Annotated in this window: 16 protein-coding genes and 1 pseudogene; 12 read left to right on the forward strand and 5 right to left on the reverse strand. The window is 37.1% G+C overall.

The window, feature by feature from the left end; all coding sequences use genetic code 11:
* The first annotated feature begins 22 nt into the window (after positions 1-22).
* The 5 genes from BLR84_RS27630 (at position 23) to BLR84_RS27650 (ending at position 7223) form a co-directional block, all read left to right on the forward strand.
* On the forward strand, positions 23-2128 hold the full coding sequence (locus BLR84_RS27630) for a type I restriction enzyme HsdR N-terminal domain-containing protein (RefSeq protein ID WP_090473497.1): 2106 nt from the start codon (positions 23-25) through the stop codon (positions 2126-2128).
* A 32-nt stretch (positions 2129-2160) separates the two neighbouring features.
* Positions 2161-3552: a restriction endonuclease subunit S gene (locus BLR84_RS27635; RefSeq protein WP_176852175.1), complete on the forward strand. Its 1392-nt coding sequence runs from the start codon at positions 2161-2163 to the stop codon at positions 3550-3552.
* A gap of 14 nt (positions 3553-3566) precedes the next feature.
* A complete protein-coding gene (locus BLR84_RS27640) occupies positions 3567-4403 on the forward strand; it encodes a hypothetical protein (protein ID WP_090473499.1) in 837 nt (278 codons plus the stop codon).
* The gene (locus BLR84_RS27645) at positions 4400-6196 is read left to right on the forward strand and encodes a DUF262 domain-containing protein (protein WP_090473500.1); all 1797 of its coding nucleotides are present in this window, start codon (positions 4400-4402) and stop codon (positions 6194-6196) included. The genes BLR84_RS27640 and BLR84_RS27645 overlap by 4 nt, the downstream gene beginning before the upstream one ends.
* Positions 6197-6314: 118 nt before the next feature.
* Positions 6315-7223, forward strand: a complete 909-nt coding sequence (locus BLR84_RS27650; protein WP_090473501.1) for a DUF5655 domain-containing protein — start codon at positions 6315-6317, stop codon at positions 7221-7223.
* 212 nt (positions 7224-7435) lie between these two features.
* Here BLR84_RS27650 and BLR84_RS27655 read toward each other — a convergent pair whose 3' ends face one another.
* Both BLR84_RS27655 and BLR84_RS27660 read right to left on the reverse strand, forming a co-directional pair.
* Positions 7436-8095: a hypothetical protein gene (locus BLR84_RS27655; RefSeq protein ID WP_143014010.1), complete on the reverse strand. Its 660-nt coding sequence runs from the start codon at positions 8093-8095 to the stop codon at positions 7436-7438.
* 40 nt (positions 8096-8135) lie between these two features.
* Complete coding sequence (locus BLR84_RS27660; protein ID WP_090473503.1) at positions 8136-8762, reverse strand: sigma-70 RNA polymerase sigma factor region 4 domain-containing protein; 627 nt, start codon at positions 8760-8762, stop codon at positions 8136-8138.
* A 150-nt stretch (positions 8763-8912) separates the two neighbouring features.
* Between BLR84_RS27660 and BLR84_RS27665 the strand changes: the two genes are divergently transcribed.
* Both BLR84_RS27665 and BLR84_RS27670 read left to right on the forward strand, forming a co-directional pair.
* The gene (locus BLR84_RS27665; RefSeq protein WP_090473504.1) at positions 8913-9827 is read left to right on the forward strand and encodes a hypothetical protein; all 915 of its coding nucleotides are present in this window, start codon (positions 8913-8915) and stop codon (positions 9825-9827) included.
* A 126-nt stretch (positions 9828-9953) separates the two neighbouring features.
* Entirely contained in the window at positions 9954-10649 is a 696-nt protein-coding gene (locus BLR84_RS27670) for a hypothetical protein (protein WP_090473505.1), read from the forward strand.
* 57 nt (positions 10650-10706) lie between these two features.
* Here BLR84_RS27670 and BLR84_RS27675 read toward each other — a convergent pair whose 3' ends face one another.
* Positions 10707-10922: a helix-turn-helix domain-containing protein gene (locus tag BLR84_RS27675; protein ID WP_090473506.1), complete on the reverse strand. Its 216-nt coding sequence runs from the start codon at positions 10920-10922 to the stop codon at positions 10707-10709.
* A 122-nt stretch (positions 10923-11044) separates the two neighbouring features.
* Here BLR84_RS27675 and BLR84_RS27680 point away from each other — a divergent pair, with 122 nt between their 5' ends.
* Positions 11045-11332, forward strand: a complete 288-nt coding sequence (locus BLR84_RS27680) for a helix-turn-helix domain-containing protein (protein ID WP_090473615.1) — start codon at positions 11045-11047, stop codon at positions 11330-11332.
* 26 nt (positions 11333-11358) lie between these two features.
* Positions 11359-12591 (forward strand): site-specific integrase, encoded by a 1233-nt coding sequence (locus tag BLR84_RS27685; RefSeq protein ID WP_090473507.1) that lies wholly within the window; start codon positions 11359-11361, stop codon positions 12589-12591.
* Positions 12592-12650: 59 nt separating this feature from the next.
* Here BLR84_RS27685 and BLR84_RS27690 read toward each other — a convergent pair whose 3' ends face one another.
* Together BLR84_RS27690 and BLR84_RS27695 are read right to left on the reverse strand one after the other, a co-directional pair.
* Entirely contained in the window at positions 12651-13907 is a 1257-nt protein-coding gene (locus tag BLR84_RS27690) for a site-specific integrase (protein WP_090473508.1), read from the reverse strand.
* 96 nt (positions 13908-14003) lie between these two features.
* The gene (locus tag BLR84_RS27695; RefSeq protein WP_090473509.1) at positions 14004-15260 is read right to left on the reverse strand and encodes a tyrosine-type recombinase/integrase; all 1257 of its coding nucleotides are present in this window, start codon (positions 15258-15260) and stop codon (positions 14004-14006) included.
* A 335-nt stretch (positions 15261-15595) separates the two neighbouring features.
* Between BLR84_RS27695 and BLR84_RS30640 the strand changes: the two are divergent.
* The 3 genes and pseudogenes from BLR84_RS30640 to BLR84_RS27715 all read left to right on the forward strand — a co-directional run.
* Positions 15596-15784 (forward strand): annotated as a pseudogene (locus BLR84_RS30640) (GIY-YIG nuclease family protein); the annotation flags it as partial.
* Positions 15785-15870: 86 nt separating this feature from the next.
* On the forward strand, positions 15871-16116 hold the full coding sequence (locus tag BLR84_RS27710; protein WP_090473510.1) for a GIY-YIG nuclease family protein: 246 nt from the start codon (positions 15871-15873) through the stop codon (positions 16114-16116).
* Positions 16117-16487: 371 nt separating this feature from the next.
* On the forward strand, positions 16488-19661 hold the full coding sequence (locus BLR84_RS27715; protein ID WP_090473511.1) for a TonB-dependent receptor: 3174 nt from the start codon (positions 16488-16490) through the stop codon (positions 19659-19661).
* Positions 19662-19838 lie beyond the last annotated feature (177 nt).

Below are 19838 nucleotides of genomic sequence, written 5' to 3' on the forward strand. Positions count from 1 at the left end.
TTATAAATACTCTACTGAAGCAATGACTGTACTCCAAAAAATTCTTAAAGATTCTAATTATAAACTAACTCAGTTTACTGAAAATCACATCCAGCAACTGGAACAAAGTATCGTACTCAAAGACGACAAAAAAGGCAATAAAATCCCCTATGCTATTTGTTCTGTACGTCAAAGGGAAATAAAACTTACGCCAGAAGAAGTAGTAAGGCAATTGTTTTTAATCCTTTTGCATGCTGAATATGGGTACGCGTACGAACGTATGGAATTGGAATATGCAGTTACTTTTGGCAGGGAAAAAAAACGGGCTGACATCGTAGTATTCGGCAAGGTAGATTCCAGGGCTGTGTATATCATGGTTGAAATCAAAAAACCTAAACTAAAAGATGGGAAAGAGCAATTGCACTCTTACTGTAATGCCACCGGTGCGCCAATTGGTGTTTGGTCTAACGGCGAAAGTATTTCGTATTATCATCGGAAAGACCCTAATTATTTTGAATATATACCTGCTATACCTAAAGCAACCCAAAAACTCGCGGATCTACTAAACGAGCCTTGGACTTTGGACGATCTCAAACAGAATGATCGCTTAGTAACAGAAAAGAAATCGTTAAAGGATTTGGTACTGGAAATGGAGGACGAAGTCTTGGCTAACGCCGGAGTAGATGTATTTGAAGAATTATTCAAATTAATATTTACGAAGCTATATGACGAGATGGAAAGTGGCAGAAACCGCAAGCGTTATTTGGAATTTAGGAATCATGGAGATACTGAGGTTGAATTGAAAGACAAAATTCAACAATTATTCAATCTTGCTAACACGAAATGGCAAGGTGTATTTCCAGATGGAACTAAGCTTATATTGTCTCCCTCGCATTTGGCAATTTGCATATCTTCTTTAGAAAAGGTAAAGCTTTTTAACTCTAACCTTGATGTAGTAGATGAAGCTTTCGAGTATCTTATTAATAAAAGTAGCAAAGGAGAAAAAGGACAATATTTTACACCTCGGTATGGGATTGACATGTGCGTAAAAATGCTCAACCCCAAAGAGAGCGAAACAATGATAGATACTGCGGCAGGGAGTTGTGGTTTTCCGGTTCACACTTTTTTTTACGTGAAAAATCAAATTCATAAAGAAGAAGGAATTACCGATGATGATATGATGACTACCAAACCGCCAATTCCTCGGGTATTAGACTATGTGCAAAATAATGTTTTTGCAATAGATTTTGATGAAAAAGCAGTACGAGTAGCTCGATGTTTAAATCTTATAGCTGGCGATGGGCAAACAAATGTCTTGCATCTAAACACATTAGATTATGAGCGGTGGACTGAAAAAACCAAGGACGAAGATTGGTTAGATACTTACGCTAATGGCTGGAAAAATTTAAGGAAACATCGTAAAATAAAAACCGAAACCAAGGAAAATGAAAGTTATGTTAACCGTGACTTTCAATTTGATATTCTGATGGCTAATCCCCCTTTTGCAGGAGATATTAAAGAAAGCAGAATGCTGGCCAAATATGAATTGGGGAAAAAGCCTAATGGAAAATATCAAACCGCAGTTGGCCGCGATATATTATTTATTGAGCGTAACCTGGATTTTCTAAAACCCGGAGGCCGGCTAGCGATAGTATTACCACAAGGAAGATTTAATAACAGTAGCGATAAGGGCGTTCGGGAATTTATTTCTGAACACTGCCGAATACTGGGTGTGGTTGGTTTTCACGGTAACTTTTTCAAACCACATACAGGTACAAAAACCTCTGTCCTTTTGGCACAAAAGTGGAACGATGACCCAGATGCTGGTCCACTATGCCCGCGGAAGGATGACTATCCTATCTTTTTTGGGACTATGCAGGAGCCTAGCAAAGATAATAGTGGTGAAAAAATTTATGTACGTAAAAAGGATTATCCTCAAAAAGCTAAAATTACAGAGGGGGTACAAGAATCAGCTGAACCCTTGAATATTTACGATGAGAATCCAACAGACTTAAATGAATATTTATTAGATAGACACGGTCATCTAATGGTAAAGCACGATTTGTATAACCACGATGGACTTACTAAAGATGGCATAGCAGAAGCTTTTATAGAATTTGCCAAAAAAGAACAGCTAAGTTTTTTTTAAACAGCCCTTTTAATGAAAGTCGATATAAGACGTTGTTAAAAGGGCTTGAAGTCAGTGTTTTAAACTATAGTGAATACAGAGCAACAAATGAATTTTTAAGATTAGATAGCGAGTATTTTCTAAAAAAAGTTTTGTACTATGAAAAAAAGATAATAGAAAAAAAATTCGACACACTTGAGAATATATGTAAAATAACAAGCGGTAAAACGCCTACCTATGACATTGACGGCACAGTACCAGTAATACGGTCGGGTGAATTAAATTACAAATGGCTGGATGAGGATAGCCTATTAAAAGTCAGAAGTGAAAAAGATATTTTTTATTTGAAATCAAACGATGTTATGATTTCTTCTATTGGTTTCGGTTCAATTGGAAAAGTTGATGTTTTTTTTAGAAAAGGTAAATATGCGACGGTCTCTGAGGTTACAGTTTTAAGAAATACTATAGTTAATCCTTATTTTTTGGCACAATATCTTAGTACTACGATTGGACAAACATTTATAAATAAATATATCACTGGAGCAACTGGTCAATTACACCTGAATAAAGGTAGTATAAAGAATATTTTAGTGCCAATATTCTCAGAGACGTTTCAAAAAGTCATAGAAAAAATCGTAGTAAAAGGATTCGAAAATATTGAGGATTCGAAAATCATTTACAAACAAGCTGAAATCATATTATTAGAAGAACTAAAACTCCAAAATTTGCTATATAATAGCAGAGCTGTAAACGTTAAATCTTTTAAAGAAAGCTTTTGGGAAACGGGTAGACTCGATGCTGAATATTATCAACCTAAGTATGATGATTTAGAAAAACATATTTTCAAAACAGGCCAAGCGACAAAACTTCGGTCACATTTAATCATTAATAAAAGAGGTACACAACCTGTATACACGGATTCTCCTTTGGGTCTTCCCGTATTAAATTCAAAGCATATAAGGGAAAATCGGATAGATTATTCCGACAATCGCTTAGGAATGGTACAAGACAAAGCGGCCGAGCTTATTATCAGAAAAAATGATGTTCTAATAAATGGCACTGGTGTTGGAACGATTGGTCGGAGTGCAGTATATATGAGAAATGAACTTGCTTTGCCTGATAATCATGTAACTATATTAAGGACTAAGGATTTAGATCCTGTTTTTTTATCTGTGCAATTAAACTCTATTATTGGGAAGCTACAGGTTGAGAAATATTTTAAAGGGTCCTCCGGGCAAATTGAATTATATCCCGCTGATATCGATGAATTTATTATATGGAAAGCACCACCTGAGATTCAAAGTCAAATTAGAGAAACTATAGAAGAGTCAGAAAAGCTTAGACTTGAATCGGAAAAACTTTTAAAGACAGCCAAAAATGCTGTAGAAATTGCTATTGAAGAGGGTGAAGAAGATGCAATGGATTATATTAAACTAAACACTTAATCACAATTGGTATAATGGCTAACGTATATTTAGAGAACTGGATTAGGCAAGCGGAGCTGGATTATTTTACAATGTTTATCAAGTCGTGGCTTCCATTTAATGCTTGGTACATGAAAGACTTTTATGACGAGTCAGTAGATCGCACATCAGATCGCGCCATTATTGATTATATAAAACTCAACCCTAATCGATATAAGGATAAAATCATTGCTTTATTACGTGGACGAGATGACGATGCGCTACGATTCCGTAATTATTTAAGTCAATTGCATTTTGAACTAGAAGCGCATACCATACCCAATGAAGTTGAACGAATATCCTTTTCAACAATCAATCTATTTAAAAACCCTTTGCCTCAGAAGGTTATATCATTTGGTCACCATGATTATATGGTAGAATTTAAAAGAAATTTGCCCAAAACACAAAAAAGATGGGTTTGTCAAATCATAACTAAGAGAACAAGTCAAACTATCCATATTGTTGAGCTTTTCGATTGGTCACTTAATGATTTGCATTCCCATATTGATTATATCGCTATCCCAGCGGAAAAAAAGCAATATTTAGACGCTTGTTTTTTGGAAATGAATCCCAAAAAGCCTGACATTATTATTGTACAGCCACTTCGAGATGGCGTAGGTTATAAAGAACCACCAAATTCGATTACCATCAATCCTATTAAGCATCTTTATTTCTCTAACAACTATGAACTAGTAAGTAAAGTGATTATCGAATTGTTATATCAACTGCGTTGCAAATTATTCCATGGAGAATTAGATCCAATTACTGCTAACCTTGGTATTTATGAGAATGCGTTCTATCTTCAAAAACCCTTAATTAAAGAACTGATATGAGATTTGTAGAAGCTAAAGACAGAAGTCTTGCTAATATATTAAGCGATAACAGGTTTAGGATTGATTCTTTTCAAAGGGAATATCGCTGGCAAAGAAAGCAGATCGAAGCATTAATAAGCGATCTTGCTACAGCATTTGAAAAGAACTACAAACCAGGCGATACTTTAGAAACTTATGAGGAGTACGGAAGCTATTACATGGGGCCTATTGTATTATGTGATGATAAAAAGGAACTTTCAATTGTTGACGGACAACAACGGTTAACCTCTTTTACTCTTCTACTTATCTATTTATTACACGCCCAAAATGATTTGGGTTTGAAGGAAGAATTAAAAACTGATATTAGAAAGCATCTATTTGTGCGTAGAGGTGCAAAGGACACTTTAATACTGAATGTTGAGTCTAGGGCTAAAGTAATTCAACACCTTATCGATAACCCTGACACGATATTTGAAGATGTCGAAGAACTAGAAGAAAACCTTGAAAACTCAGCGAAACCTTCAAAAGATGAATCTATTCAAAACATAATTGAAAGATATGAAGACATAACTATTTTATTCCCAGAAGATTTATACGATAACGTTAAGCTCCCTATTTTTATCGAATGGCTTTTGAATAATGTTGTTTTAGTTGAGATAAGAGCATTTAGCATGGAAAGTGCGTATACTATTTTTGAGACTATGAATGATAGAGGGTTAAGCCTTAATCCAACCGAAATCTTAAAAGGATATCTACTTTCCATGATCGATGATGATACAAAAAGCGAGGAGATGAACGTTTTTTGGAAAGAACGAGTCTTTGATATAAAATCAGCAATTGGAACAGATAGCGATTTGGACTTTTTTAGAAATTGGTTGAGAGCTAAGTATGCAGAAACACAACGATCTAAAACAAAGGGATCTGAAAATTTAGATTTTGAACAAATTGGCACCCAGTTTCATTCTTGGGTTAAGAGTAACACTGCAAGAATATTCTTAAAAAAGTCTGATGATTATTATTATTTTATCAAATCTGATTTTGATTTTTATTCTAGTATTTACATTAACTTATATTCTTATAAGAATGAACCTTGCGAGGATTTTGAAAGCCTGTATATTGCCAATTTCTATACCATAGCAGATTCGTTATCTTATCCCCTTTTCTTATCACCCATTTCCAAAATTGATAGCGAGGAATCGATGAATCAAAAAATCTATACAGTAAATAGGTTTATTGATAATTATACTGTTTTTAGAACCTTTCAAAATAAAGCAATTACACAAAGCACAATCAGAAATTACATCTATGATTTAGTCAGGGAAATACGTAATTCCGAATTGTCAGAGCTACAATCGATCTTAAAAACAAAACTACTTGAAATAACAGGTAATAACTTGACCGCTTTTGAGCCTTTACAAGTAATGAATAATTGGGGATTTTACCATTATTTTTTCGCAAGAATTCTATATTATTTTGCGGATGATGACGTGTCATTTGAAAGTTTACTTAGAAGTAAAAAACAAATTTCCTATATTTTATGCTCTATATATTTTTTAGATAACAATGGAGAGCCTGAGGGGGATACCCTCTATTTAAAGAAAATAGACTCTGTAGCAAATTATGTACTAATTAGGCGAAATCATGCCGAACAATTTAATGGTTTAAACATTTCAAGGCGGCTTAAATTTCTTACCAAACACAACTATCTTCCCGAAATGGTAAATGAAATTGAAATAGACGATATAAATACATTTATTGAAAAGAGAGACAAGGTACTAAGGGGATTAGTAAAAGAGATATGGCATATGCAGTAGCATTTTATTTTAAACTATGTATGTTGAATAGCAAATAACAATGGGGTTCAATATGTAGCTTTAATATTCCAATAATTTACATAAAGAAGTCTTAAAAACTTGACTTACTAAAATTACAATGAACCTATACCAATACAATCACAAATCGCTTACTCAGTTAAAGGAAGTGCCTTTTAAATTGGAAAGAGACATTCAACAACTTTTTGAATCCAATCTCCATTCCATTATGGGCTTAAAGTTAGTTAAATCGGAGTTCACCATTAAAAACAAACGGATTGATACTTTAGCGTTCGATCCTGAGGCTGGATCTTTTATCATCATCGAATATAAAAGAGATAAAAACCATAGTGTTGTTGACCAAGGGTTGTCTTATCTTAATTTAATGCTGGAATACAAAGCTGATTTTATAGTCGAGTATAACGAAAGTCTAAAACAGAATTTAAAAAGAGATGATATAGATTGGAGTCAGACCAAAGTGGCTTTTGTATCTACATCATTTACCGAAAATCAAAAGCAGGCTACAAACTTTAAGGACCTTGCAATTGAGTTATGGGAAATAAAAATGTATGAGAATGGCGCGGTACTAATTGACAGTATAAAGAAATCGGTAGCAGCACCAAGTATAAAACAAATAGCAACACAAAGTGAAACACTCAAGCATGTCGCCAAAGAAATAAAGGTCTATACAGAAGAGGATCATATCAGTAATAAATCCGACGAAGTAAAAGAGCTTTATGAATCTTTCAAAAATGCTTTACTGAACCTCTCCGACAACATTGAAGTAGTGCCTAAGAAAACTTATATAGCCTTTAAAACCAAAACCAATATTGTAGATGTCGAACTGCAATCAAACTCTATTAAATTTTGGATTAATTTAAAAAAGGGGCAGTTAAATGACTCTCTAAATTTAATGAGGGATGTATCGATGCTTAAAGGCCACAATGGAAATGGAGATTATGAATTAACGATAAGAGATACTGAACATTTAGAATACATTATGAGCCTCGTTAAACAGGCTATCGCATAAGTACCTTTTATGAGGCAAAGTTTATTGTAATAAATCTAAGGGTTTATATATGTCAATAGGAAGGTTGTTAAAGATTTAAGGATCAAAAGCCTGTAATTAGTCCACGACAATCACCACAAGGTGTGTTGGACTTATGGCATAAATGCACCCAATACGGCGAGGTAACCATACTTAGCTCGAAACGGCATTCAGTTTTACATTATTAAATTATTTCAAGCTTTCGCAATTATACCCACTTTTTGGAGCCAATCGTAAGAAGCGAGTACATCGGTCGGAGTGAACCTTTTTTTACCTTCAGACCAATCATAAAAAAGTTCTAAAAGCGTGTCTTTGTTAATTGAACTCTGTTGGGCCGATAATTCAAGTGTACAAGCGAAGACTGTAGCTGCTAACTCTGTTTGATCAGTCTTTTGCTTTCGGAATAGTTCTATAATGTATTGGATTTTATCGTCAACGTCCTTAAAATAATTATCGTAATAGTGTTTATAACCTTCCATGTTTTCCATTGGCAAGAACTTATACCGCGTATAATTATCGGTAAAGGTTTGTTCGATCGAAAACCAGTTATTTTTTTTGAACTCTTTGCCGACTGAGTGCATGAATTTGTTATCAAATGGTCCTGCCGCTTGTTTGGTATAACGCTCGGTCAATTCCATCCCAGCCACGTGCTCGCATAAGAATACCAGCTTTTGGAATTTTACTTTTCCTAAAGAAGGCTCGGTATGTAACTTGGCAACGATCTCTGCAGCGAGTACAACCCGTTTGAAGTAAATGGGCTTCGCGTTGGCCACATTTTCCGACTCGTATTTTTCTACTTGTTCCCGCTCATTAAGTTCCTGTATGGAGTTCGGCCTGAGAAGACCTGCCAACATTAGGCCTTTCTCAAAGTCCTCCATTGTATAAGGTGTTTCCTCACCCTTGGTTGAACTCGTCGATAGCTTTTTTAATTTTTTGTATGGCACGTTCTCTTATCTTTCTGATTGAACCTGATTTAACATTTAACTCTATTGCTAAGATATCTAAGACATCATCTGGTAGATACTTATGTTGACGCTTATATTCTATATCGGTTAATAATACTTTTTGTTCTTTTGCATTCAATTTTTTAAGCATCAAAACCGCCAGATCTTTTTTTCTTTTAAGATCATTAGCGCTTGCGCTCGGTATTTCTGCCGGAATGATATCATCAAAATAACTTTTATGATGGATCTCTTTACTTTGACATCGTTTGTGAAAATCATTAAATAAACTTAAAGAGACCCGGTTCAAATATATCAATATGCCCTTTCTTTCATCAGGGATCTTAACCAGGTCTTTCTTGAAAGACTTATACTTCCTTACACGTTCGAAGGTTTCATGTGCAATTTGCATCCCTGCATGGCTATCGATCTTTCTGCTTTTGCATACCTTCTCACACTCGGACTGCACATCCGGTAAAAATCGTTTTACGAATTCATTGTACAATAAATGATCATCATCACTTGTGCATAAAGCTTCAAGTAAATGCGAGTCAGAAAGATTGATAAGTCCAGATTTCAAGGGTCTTACTGTAAGTAATTACCGCGAAGCGTGACAAAATCATGATTTGCATATGTCACGCTTGAAAGTATTAATGTTAAAAATAGAAATAAAAATAAGGAATTCGGCAGATCGTCAACCTTATACACTTTAATAACATAATAATAGGCTATGAATCGTGTTTTGAATCCCAGCAAGTACCTTAAAGGAGTAGTAGATGAAGGCAAAACCTTTTACATTGGTTTCGGTGTGCGTTCGTTGACTGAACTAGGTAAAAGCCACCCCGGGCTTTTTGACCTAATCAATGGACATACAACAACACTGACAGTTACCGGTAAGAAGAGCTCGCTCAGGGAAAACACAAAAGGGAAATATGTGCGGAAACAGCCAGAGAGCAAAGAGAGTATTTGGAAACACATTCACTATTATAGTAAGCGTTTTGAAAAAGAAATAGATTATAACAGGGAATTCCATATTTGGGAAAAGGAACTTTTACATCAGTATCATTTAGCGCTTGAAAAAGCTGAAACCCCACAAAAGGAGGTTATACTTCATTTCCCGGCCTTCAAAATGAAGGATGATCCTGCCCTTTATATGAAAGCGGGCGCTGCTATGAATATGGCGATAGCTTTAGGCGCATATTTTATGATCTACGATAATATTTTTGAACCGATCGTGCCGGTTACCAAGATTGAACACAAGAAGATGTTGTCGTCAGGTAATTTGACCGTGGCGCAAAAGTTAGAGCTGGTGGATAAGGAATTCGTAGATCATGACCGGGAAGGATCATTCCAGGGTAATAGTTATCGTTTCGCCATGCTGAAAGAAATGGAACCTTCCGACGTAACGATAGGCTTAGGTGGCTTTGATGAATACCTGATGTTTGAATATACGAAAGATGACCTGGTCATTTTCGAAAACCTCAAGACAGGCAATGCTACATTCATTTTTCGACATTCTCTTTTTAAGACGGGAGCTGAATTGAATAAACAAAACGCAAAAGCCAATCCAGCCTTTCTAAAAAGGATCGTTCATAATAACATTGAAGGCTGGAATAAGCAATTTAGTGCATTTTTTAAGAGATGAAACTTGCAATAATTTACACCTATTCGATAATGTCTTGCTTACCTATCGAAAGATGATAGATTCTTTGAACTGTTCATTAAAGCTATAGTAAACATATTGAGAAACAGATAATTTCATATCAAAGCAATGCAAAAAATAGCTATTAAAGAGTTAGTTGATTTTAGACGGAAATCCAATGACAACGCAAAGAAGAGATTCGCGTACAAACTAAAAAATAGAGTAGCTAAAGAAAAGGCCAAGAACGATGAAGACTCAAAAGGAGGAAATTATTGGGTGACTAGTACAAGTTGTATTTATAATGTTTTTAAACATTATAAAAATGATTTTTACGAAATTAAAATTGAAGAGCTTACCAATAAACGAGAAAGTACGGAAGACAAAAAGGTAAGGTCAATGTTTCAACAAAATATCGATATTCTAAATAACTTCAAAGACTTCAATTTCGACGACATTAGACCAATCAAAATATCAAAATTCGTTACAGTTCAAAAGGTTCATAAGGTTTTTGCCGTAGATGATTTCCCTTTGTACCTAAATCCTAGCTTATTGTTTTCTCACGAACGAAATGGAAAAACCGAAATAGGCGCAATTTGGTTAGTACCACAAATTCGTGGCTTCAAAAAAGATGAACTGGGAATGTTTTGTGAGATTCTTCATGATTTCCTGATAAAAAACTATTCAAACGATTATCAAGTGTCAGACGATCTATGTGTCGCAATTGACACATTTAACGCGCAAAAGGTCGTTTATGAAGAAATGTTAAAAGGAGAAATCCCATTTCTCGTTCGAAAAATTTTGGAAGAAATCAAAAATCTAAATTAATACAGTGGCAGAAATACCACTTTCGCTTTAATACCGACCTAACATATTCTTATCAGATTATTCCTTGAGCTTTAGCCCCTTAAATAAGTGGCTTAAAATTTCGGCCGGGTCTGAATCAATTGCCAGGGCGATCAAATATAGCTCGTCTGCTCTTAACCTTGCCGAGGGATTCATGGATAGTTCGCTTAATCTTGATTTGCCTATTCCTGTCTTACGGGAAATCTCCGCTTTATTAACGGATTTTTTTGCAAGATAAAGGCCGAACTCTGTCATGAATAACGTTTTTCTGGATTATTTTATGAGTTTAATGTACAGATGTTTGGGAAGTCTAAACAATTTCATTTTTTATGTCCTATTTTTCGTTACATTTGTCCAGTTTTTCTAAACATTTGAATGTGACCCCAGACGATTTATTGACCAAAAAGGACCTTGAGAATTTCAAAAATGAGCTGTTCGAAATCTTAAAACCGCTCAAGGAAGCGCAAACTCTGCAACAGCAAAAGTGGCTTAGGAGTAAAGACGTGCGAAAGCTTTTAAATATATCTGCCGGAACTTTGCAGAATATGCGGGTCGCCGGAACCATAAGCCATAATAAAGTCGGTAAGATCTTCTTTTATAAGGCAGAGGATATTGACAAAATGCTTTCCGGGGCTGAAAAAAAAAGCCCGAAAAAGAAGTTATAACGCCTGCGCAGTCGCAGACATTCAGTGTGCTTTTTCTTCTGAAGGCACCCAAAAATAAGCTGAATACTTTATTGCACATCTACATTCGGCTGAACATTAATGGACAGCGCGAGGAATGGTCAACCGGAAAGAGGTGCCTGCGTGAAGAATGGAACAGTCAGACTAAACGGATCAGGGGAAATAAAGAGGAGGCCCGTATTACCAATGCCTGGCTGGATGTGCTCTACACAAGAGCTTATTCCTGCAGGCTTGAACTCTACACTTCGGGAAAGCCATTTCAGGCAGTACATATTCGTAAGCTGATGCAGGGCGAGGAAATTGATCCGCCAAAAATGCTGTCAGAGGCGTGGAGCTATCATACAAATCAAATAGCTGGGCTACTGGGGAAGGATTATACTCCCGGAACACTTGCCAAATACAAGATGGTTTATAGGGTTATTAAAAAGTATGTCGCTATGAAAAATAAAGCCGACGATATTCGTTTGGACGAGATAGATTATCGGTTTGTACGTGATTTCGAGTACTACCTTAAAACGGACTACGGCGTTAAGATTAATACGGCTATACAGATGGTCAAAAAATTAAGGACTGTTATAAAAATAGCGTATGAGATTGGATGGGTAAAACGTGATCCATTCATCGCCTATCGGGTAAGGCATGAAGAAGTGCATCGGGAATATCTGACCAGCAATGAACTTAATGAGCTTGCAAAAAGGCGGTTCAGGAAGAGACGGCTGAATGTTGTAAGGGATTTATTTCTTTTTAGTTGCTACACTGGTCTTTCCTATGCCGATACGGTTAAGCTAAAAAGGGCCGATATATTAAAAGGCGAGGATGGCGGACTTTGGATTCAGACCTACAGGACGAAAAATAACAATCGTGTAAGAGTTCCCCTATTGAGCCCGGCGTTGCGTCTTGTTGAACACTATAAAGATTATCCGCGAATTCTGGATGAAGATTTTATCCTGCCTAAAATAAGTAATCAAAAGGCTAATGCCTACCTCAAAGATATAACCAGCATGATGGGCTGGACAAAACGGCTGACTTTTCATTGCGCCCGTCACACTTTTGCAACTACCGTAACACTTACCAACGGGGTTCCGATTGAAACTGTAGGACAAATGCTTGGGCATAAAAGTATTAATACGACCCAATTATATGCACGCATAACCGATACCAAGGTCAGCAGAGACATGAAGCCACTAAAGAAAAAATATGTTGGCCAGGAGCTCTTTCTAACGGAAGAGGAAACCGATTGAAATTTATCATACCGATTGTTTCTCCTCTTCCGCAAAGCTATTGATGGTTAAAATAGCATTTACAATAATGCTTTATTTATTGCTTCGGTAACAACGCTACCATCTATATCGTCGAGATACGTTTGAGTCTGTAATTGGGTTTCATGCCCTAAAGCCTCCTGAATAATCCTGATGCCGACGTTCGCTTCATTTAGATGACTTGCAAAACCGTGCCTTAGAGAATTTGAAGTGAACTGGATCTCCCATCCGACAGTATTGGCGATAACTTTGGCATCTTCATTAAAATCTTTTAAGGCTGATTTAATACGGGTATGGATCTTTCTTGCGGTATCATGTGTTTGGAAGATAAATGGAAAGATATATCCTGCATCAGATTGAACAGGGTAGGTTAGAAATGTATTTACGATCTTGATCGCTTTGGGATGCATTTCAAAGTTATAATCCCTTTTGTTTTTTGAACGTTTATAGATCAGGCCGTTGTTTTGAATGTTGCCGGATTTCAGTTTTAACATATCATTGAAATTGATACCTCTGGCATAATACATAAACTGTAATAACAGATGTGATCTGTATTCCCGGCTGTCTTCCGGAAAACTTAGTTTTAATATGCTTTGGAAATAACTGGATTTGATAGATCGCTTCTTGGTGCGAATCCTTTTATAGACCTTAAATTTTATGTATTTTTTGGGATGGTACTCTTTGGTTACGATCTCGTCCGCAATAGCAAGGTTCCAAACCCGGTAAAGCGTCCTCAGATAAATACTTTTAGTAGACTCGGATTTCTTTGAGAGATGTCGTTCATAGGCTTCATGATGTGCTTTGGTAAATTCTACGAACATGCAATCCTTATTGTTGAGCAATTTCTGAATACTAACCTTGCAGTTCCGGAAGATATCCGCATACCCATGATTCTCTGATTCTTCGTATTGATCAACGATCGTTTGAATATAAGCCAGGATCTTATTGGGCTTATTGACCTTTGTAAAGCTTTGGCCGCTATCCGTAACTGCTGCTTTGATTTGCTTAGGGGTCAAGTATCTGCCGGCCCTTTCTGCCAACTTTATTTCAAACTGAATATCATCTATAATTTTATCAATCCTGACAGCAAGTTCCTTATATTTTGGATGTGTTAATCGCGGATAATTATTTTTATTATCCCATTCTTTGAGTGAACTGCTAAAACTAATTGAAATGTAGGTATTAGCCCGGGCTTGTGTCATTCTTATCCTGACGCCATATTCTCCCTCAACGAGGTTTTTCCTTCCTTTTGTAATTCTTCTATAAGTCCAGAGGACTGGTTTGATAAAAATTTCCATAAATCTATTATTTGCCCCTAAGTAAACCCAGGAGCAAATAATAGACAAGGTTTGTACGTAACCGACAGCTCACAACCCTGTCAACCAGCCTTAAAATTATTTTAAGGCTTCCTTTATTGCGTTGGCAATAATACTATCGTCAATGTCATCCAGGTAGACTTTTGTCTGGGATTGTGTCTCATGGCCTAGTGCATCCTGAATGATTTTGATATCAACGTTTTTTTCATTCAAATGACTGGCAAAACCATGTCTTAATGCATTGGAGGTAAATTTCTTTTTCCAACCAACAGCTTCTGCCATTGCTTGCGAATCCTCATTGAAATCTTTTAAAGCTGAATCAATCCTTGCGTCAATTTTTCGTGCCGTGTCGTGTTCCGCCATAAGGAAAGGGAAAATAAACCCGGCGTCTGATTGCTCAAAAAATATTTCAAATATTTTAATGACATCAACTGCTTTAGGGTGTAATTCAAAATCATACTTCCTTTTGTTTTTTGAACGTTTATATTGAATCCCATCATTGACAAATTGCTCTTTCTTCAACTTAAGCATATCATTGAAGTTCATACCTCTCGAATAGTACATGAATTGCATCAATAAATGAGAACGGTATATCCTTGTGCCTTTCGCCAGTCTAAGTTTCATAATCCGTTCCCAAAAATCAGATTTGATAGAACGTTTCTTCGTCCGGATGCGCTTATAAGCCTTAAAATTAATGACGTTTTTAGGATGATGGTCCTGCATTGCCAATCCATCTTTTATGGCAAGATTCCATATTCTATAATATGTCCGTAGATAATGGCTTTGCGTTGATTCCGAAGTTCCTGCTATTTGTTTTGCATAAGCTTCATGATCCGCCTTTGTAAAGGCGACGAACATCTTATCCTTGTCTTTCAAAAGCTTTTTTACAGTCAGCCTATTATTATAGAACACATTTGCATAGCCGGGGTTATCAACGGAATCATAATAGTCGATTAAATACTTGATATAAGCCAAAATTTTACTGGGCTTACCAACAACGACCGATTGTTTAAGCTGATTATTTAACCGGGCTTTAATTTCGACATGAGTAATTAAGCGGCCAGCCTTTTCTGCTGATTTTATTTCGTAATTGATATCATCGAGAAATTTCTTTATTCGAGTTATCAATGCCACATAATGAGGATGGCTCATCTTGGGAAGTCCTTGGGCAGCATCCCAATTGTCAACTGAGCTGCTATAGCCGGTTGATAAGTATTTGGAGTCCCGGTTTTGACTTAACCGGATCCTTACTTCATGTTCGCCAATTACATAATTTTTTTCAGTCTCTAATATTTCTCTATAGGTCCAAAGAATGGACTTAATTGCTATTTCCATAGCTATTAAAAATTTATATTATCCTGGCATGCAAACCGTCATGCTATAGTTTATCTAAAGTCTTGTGATAAACCATTGATAAAACAAAGATAGTTATAATGAGCAAAAAAACAATAGTCAACAGGTCATATAAATATCATAAAATACTGATTATCAATGATATTTATAACTATTTTAAACCATTTTAAGTTTGTCCATATTCGGATGGCATGCAAGAGGTCATCGGTTCGACTCCGATATTCTCCACCACACAGGCCCACTCCAAAGTGGGCTTTTTTTTATGGAATTCTATGTCTATATTCTTTATTCGTCAGCTTTAGAAATATTATGTTGGTCACACAGAAAATTTACAAAACAGGCTCTTCAGACATAATAATTCTGGCTCAAAATCAACCAAGAAAGCCAGCGATTGGGTATTGAAGCATCAGGAAACCTATCCTACCCGTGCCGCAGCAATAGGCCGGGAAACGGAGATCAAGAGAAAGAAAAGCAGAAAATATATTGAAATATTAATTGCTGGATAGAGCGTCCCGAATGATATTCGGGAAGGTCATCGGTTCGACTCCGATATTCTCCACCACACAGGCCCACTCCAAAGTGGGCTTTTTTTATGGAATTCTATGTCTATATTCTTTATTCGTCAGCTTTAGATCAATATTATGTTGGTCACACAGAAGATTTACAAAACAGGCTCTTCAGACATAATAATTCTGGCTCAAAATCAACCAAGAAAGCCAGCGATTGGGTATTGAAGCATCAGGAAACCTATCCTACCCGTGCCGCAGCAATAGGCCGGGAAACGGAGATCAAGAGAAAGAAAAGCAGAAAATATATTGAAATATTAATTGCTGGATAGAGCGTCCCGAATGATATTCGGGAAGGTCATCGGTTCGACTCCGATATTCTCCACTTGATAATCAGTCTTTTAGATTAAGTTCTAAAAGACTGATTTTTTTTAAGCAAAAACACGAACACCTTGCCCCCTAAAACAAGTAACCTGAAGTAGCTCATGCCATCCTGTACAATCAAAGCCTGTATAAATTAAAGGATGATGCTTTTGATGCGAAATAGTTAATAATGATAGCTAAATTTTAAGAGTTTTAATGTTGCCACCAGACTATAGTAATGATTTGGCAACTATGTAACAAAAATGTTATAAGGTTAATATTCCTCAAACACCTTGTTAATATAATACAAACACTTTTGCGATTAACTAAAACTCATGAAATGTTAATCTTATACAAAAGTATTCTGAAAAAAATATGCCTTCTGGGTGTAGCCTGCTTCCTGTTTGTCACGGCAGGTATGGCACAAACAAATTTGGCCGGTATTTCCGGTAAAATATCAGGTCCTGGCGGTACCCCCTTACCCGATGCAACCATAACCGTAAAAAATGAATCAACAGGCTTTACCATTAAAGCCAAATCAACTTCAAAAGGGACGTTTCTTTTAAAAGAACTTCCATTGGGTACACCCTACAGCATTACCGTAGCAGTTGTAGGTATGGCTACACAACAACAAACCGGCTTTTCACTTAACCAGGGCGATTTGCTCCAGGTTTCGTTTGTGATGGAAGACAAAGTTCAGGAGCTAAATGTAGTTGAAATTAAATCAGCTACGTCACGCAACAAGATTGAAAATATAGGCTCTTCCACAGCTGTTACCGCTAAGGATATTGCAAAGCTACCGGTAAACGGGCGTAATTTTACAACACTGGCAGATTTGTCGCCACTTAGTTCTGGCAGCAGCCTGAATGGTCAGCTGGGATCAGCAACCAATTATACCATTGATGGGATGGCCGCGCGCGGAACTATTTCAGGCGGCCAGCCAACCGGTGCCTATTCTATATCGCTGGAAGCCGTGCGGGAATTCCAGGTGGTTACCAATGCCTACGATGTAACCTATGGTAACGCTGGCGGGGGAACCATCAGTACGGTAACAAAATCAGGTACCAACGTACTTTCCGGAAGCGCGTTCACTTATGCCCGTGCAAACTGGCTTTCAAGCCCTTACGGATTAAACGGATTAAAACGAAACCAGGCCTTTTCTACTTATCAATATGGATTTTCGCTTGGCGGCCCTATCGTTAAGGATAAAGCACAGTTCTTTATTGCCTGGGATCACCAGGCCGACTCCCGGCCATTGTACATTGCCAACATACAATCTGCAGACGATGAAAAACGAAACAATGTAACCCAGGCCACGTTGGATAACTTTTTATCCATAGCAAGGAGCAAATATGGTGTTGCTAATTCCCCACAATTTGGCCAGTTTGATAAATTTAAAAACACCCATGCGGGTTTCGCCCGGATCGATTGGCAGATCAACTCTAAAAATTTATTTACAATCCGTGATAACTTTATTTACGATCTGGATAACCAATCGGATGGTGATAATACAGCCATTAATATCTATGAGGTTTACAGTACCCGAAAAAGTATCAATAACAGTGTGATGGCGTCGTTACGTAGTATATTAAGCCCTACGCTAACCAACGAACTTAAAATACAGCATTATTGGGAATACAACAAAATGTTTGCTAACAGCCAATTGCCTGCAGACAATATTCCACGCGCCATTGTACAGAATATTTCTTCCACAGCTGCTGATGGGTCAACTTATTCAACTGCCATACAATTAGGCGGGCAACGTTATGGCGGCGATTATTTCAATAATAATGTAGCGCAGCTTACCGATAATGTATACTGGACCAAGGGCAAATATAACTTTACCTTTGGTGGTGGTTTATCTTTTACCAACCAGAATTCCATCTATGGTAGCGAAACAAACGGACGTTTTTACTTTACGGGGCTGACTAATTTTAACAACCTTACCCCATACCGTTATGCAAGAGATATTTATGTTTCACCAGATCATAATATCAAATTCAACATTCTTGCGCCAAACTTGTATGCACAGGTTCAAACCTCATTATTCCCAGGATTTGACCTGACGGCTGGTATCCGTGTAGATTATACTGATTACCTGGACAAGGCAAACTTTAACCAGGTAGTTTATAACACTTTAGGATTAAATACTTCAAATAAGCTTGCTACCCTGCAAGTACAACCCAGGATACAGGCTACCTGGGATTTAGGTCAAAACGGGAAGGATATCATCAGGCTTGGTGGCGGTATTTTAGGTTCTGCGCTCAACCCCTACTCCATGATTAATAACATGCTGTTTGATGGTTCGCATATCTTAAGTGTTGATCTTACGGGCAGCCAGGTACCTACGCCAAACTTTCCAGCTTACCGCAAAGATCCCAATAGTGCACCTGGCCAGGACCTACTGAACAACCCAGCGATACCTAAGCTGGCAACCATTAATATGAACGGTAAGGATGCCAAGGTACCAACGGTATATAAAGCTAATGCATCATACTCCCACTTCTTCGCACAAAACTTTCGCGTTACCGCGAGTGCCTATGTAAGCTTAGGGCGCAACAACTACACTTATCTGGACAAGAATATCGTGGATCAGCCTTATTTCCGGATCGCGGCTGAGGATAACCGCGGAGTATATGTTCCGGCGAATACCATTAACCCGACTAACGGTTCGGCAGATTGGACACAGGGTAGAAAAACTACAGCAGTGGGCCGGGTGCTGGAACTTGAAAGTGTAGGCAAGGTAAATCAAATGGCATTTGTTATTGACGCCGATTACAGGTATTATAAACAAGGTGAAGTATCTTTCTCCTATACCTGGAACCAAACCAAAGACAATACCTCTTACAACGGAAACGTGGCGAACACAGCGACGCTGGTACAATACGTAAAAGATGACCCGCGTAATTTGAGCACTATGAATTATTCGGATAATCAGTTCAGGAATAAGATTGTGTTTTATGGCAGCTCGCCAACATTTCATGGTTTTAGCGCTGGTTTACGATTCTCCGGCATCAGCGGTACCCGGTATTCATTGGTTGTAAACGGCAACGTTAATGGCGACTTTGTGGCAAGCAATGATCTGGCCTACATTTATGACCCCAACTCCGCATCTACCCCGCAATATTTAAAAGATGGCATCAATGCGATATTGAATAACCCCAAAGTTGAAAAAGGGATGAAGGACTACATTAAAAATAGCTTTGGTAAAATTGCGGAACGCAACGGTGGTGTTAATCCATTTTACGGGGTGATCGACCTGAGACTTATCAAAAGAATAGCGTTTTTCAAGAAACAATACGTGGAGATATCTGTCGATCTGTTTAACGTTAGTAACTTATTAGATAAGAATTGGGGTGTAAACCATAATCTTACTACAACTTCAATTTACACCATTAAAAGCTTCGACGCTGTAAACAAACAATATGCTTATGCCGTAAATACCAATGCCGGTGTATCTTCTTTAAGCGGCAATCCTTACCAATTCCAGGTTGGGTTAAGATATGGCTTTTAGTGAACAGGATTATAAAAATTGACAGTTAAGAGATCATCATTAACTCAATTTCCAATATTCTCCACAATAACAAAAAAGGCTTTACGATTTCGTAAAGCCTTTTTTAATGAAGCAAACCTTTTTGAACCTACTCTCTTTCTTAACCTCCAATAATATCCATTGAGTTTTTAGCATAAA

This window comes from Mucilaginibacter sp. OK268 (assembly GCF_900103125.1).
In the GTDB taxonomy this organism is placed as follows: domain Bacteria; phylum Bacteroidota; class Bacteroidia; order Sphingobacteriales; family Sphingobacteriaceae; genus Mucilaginibacter.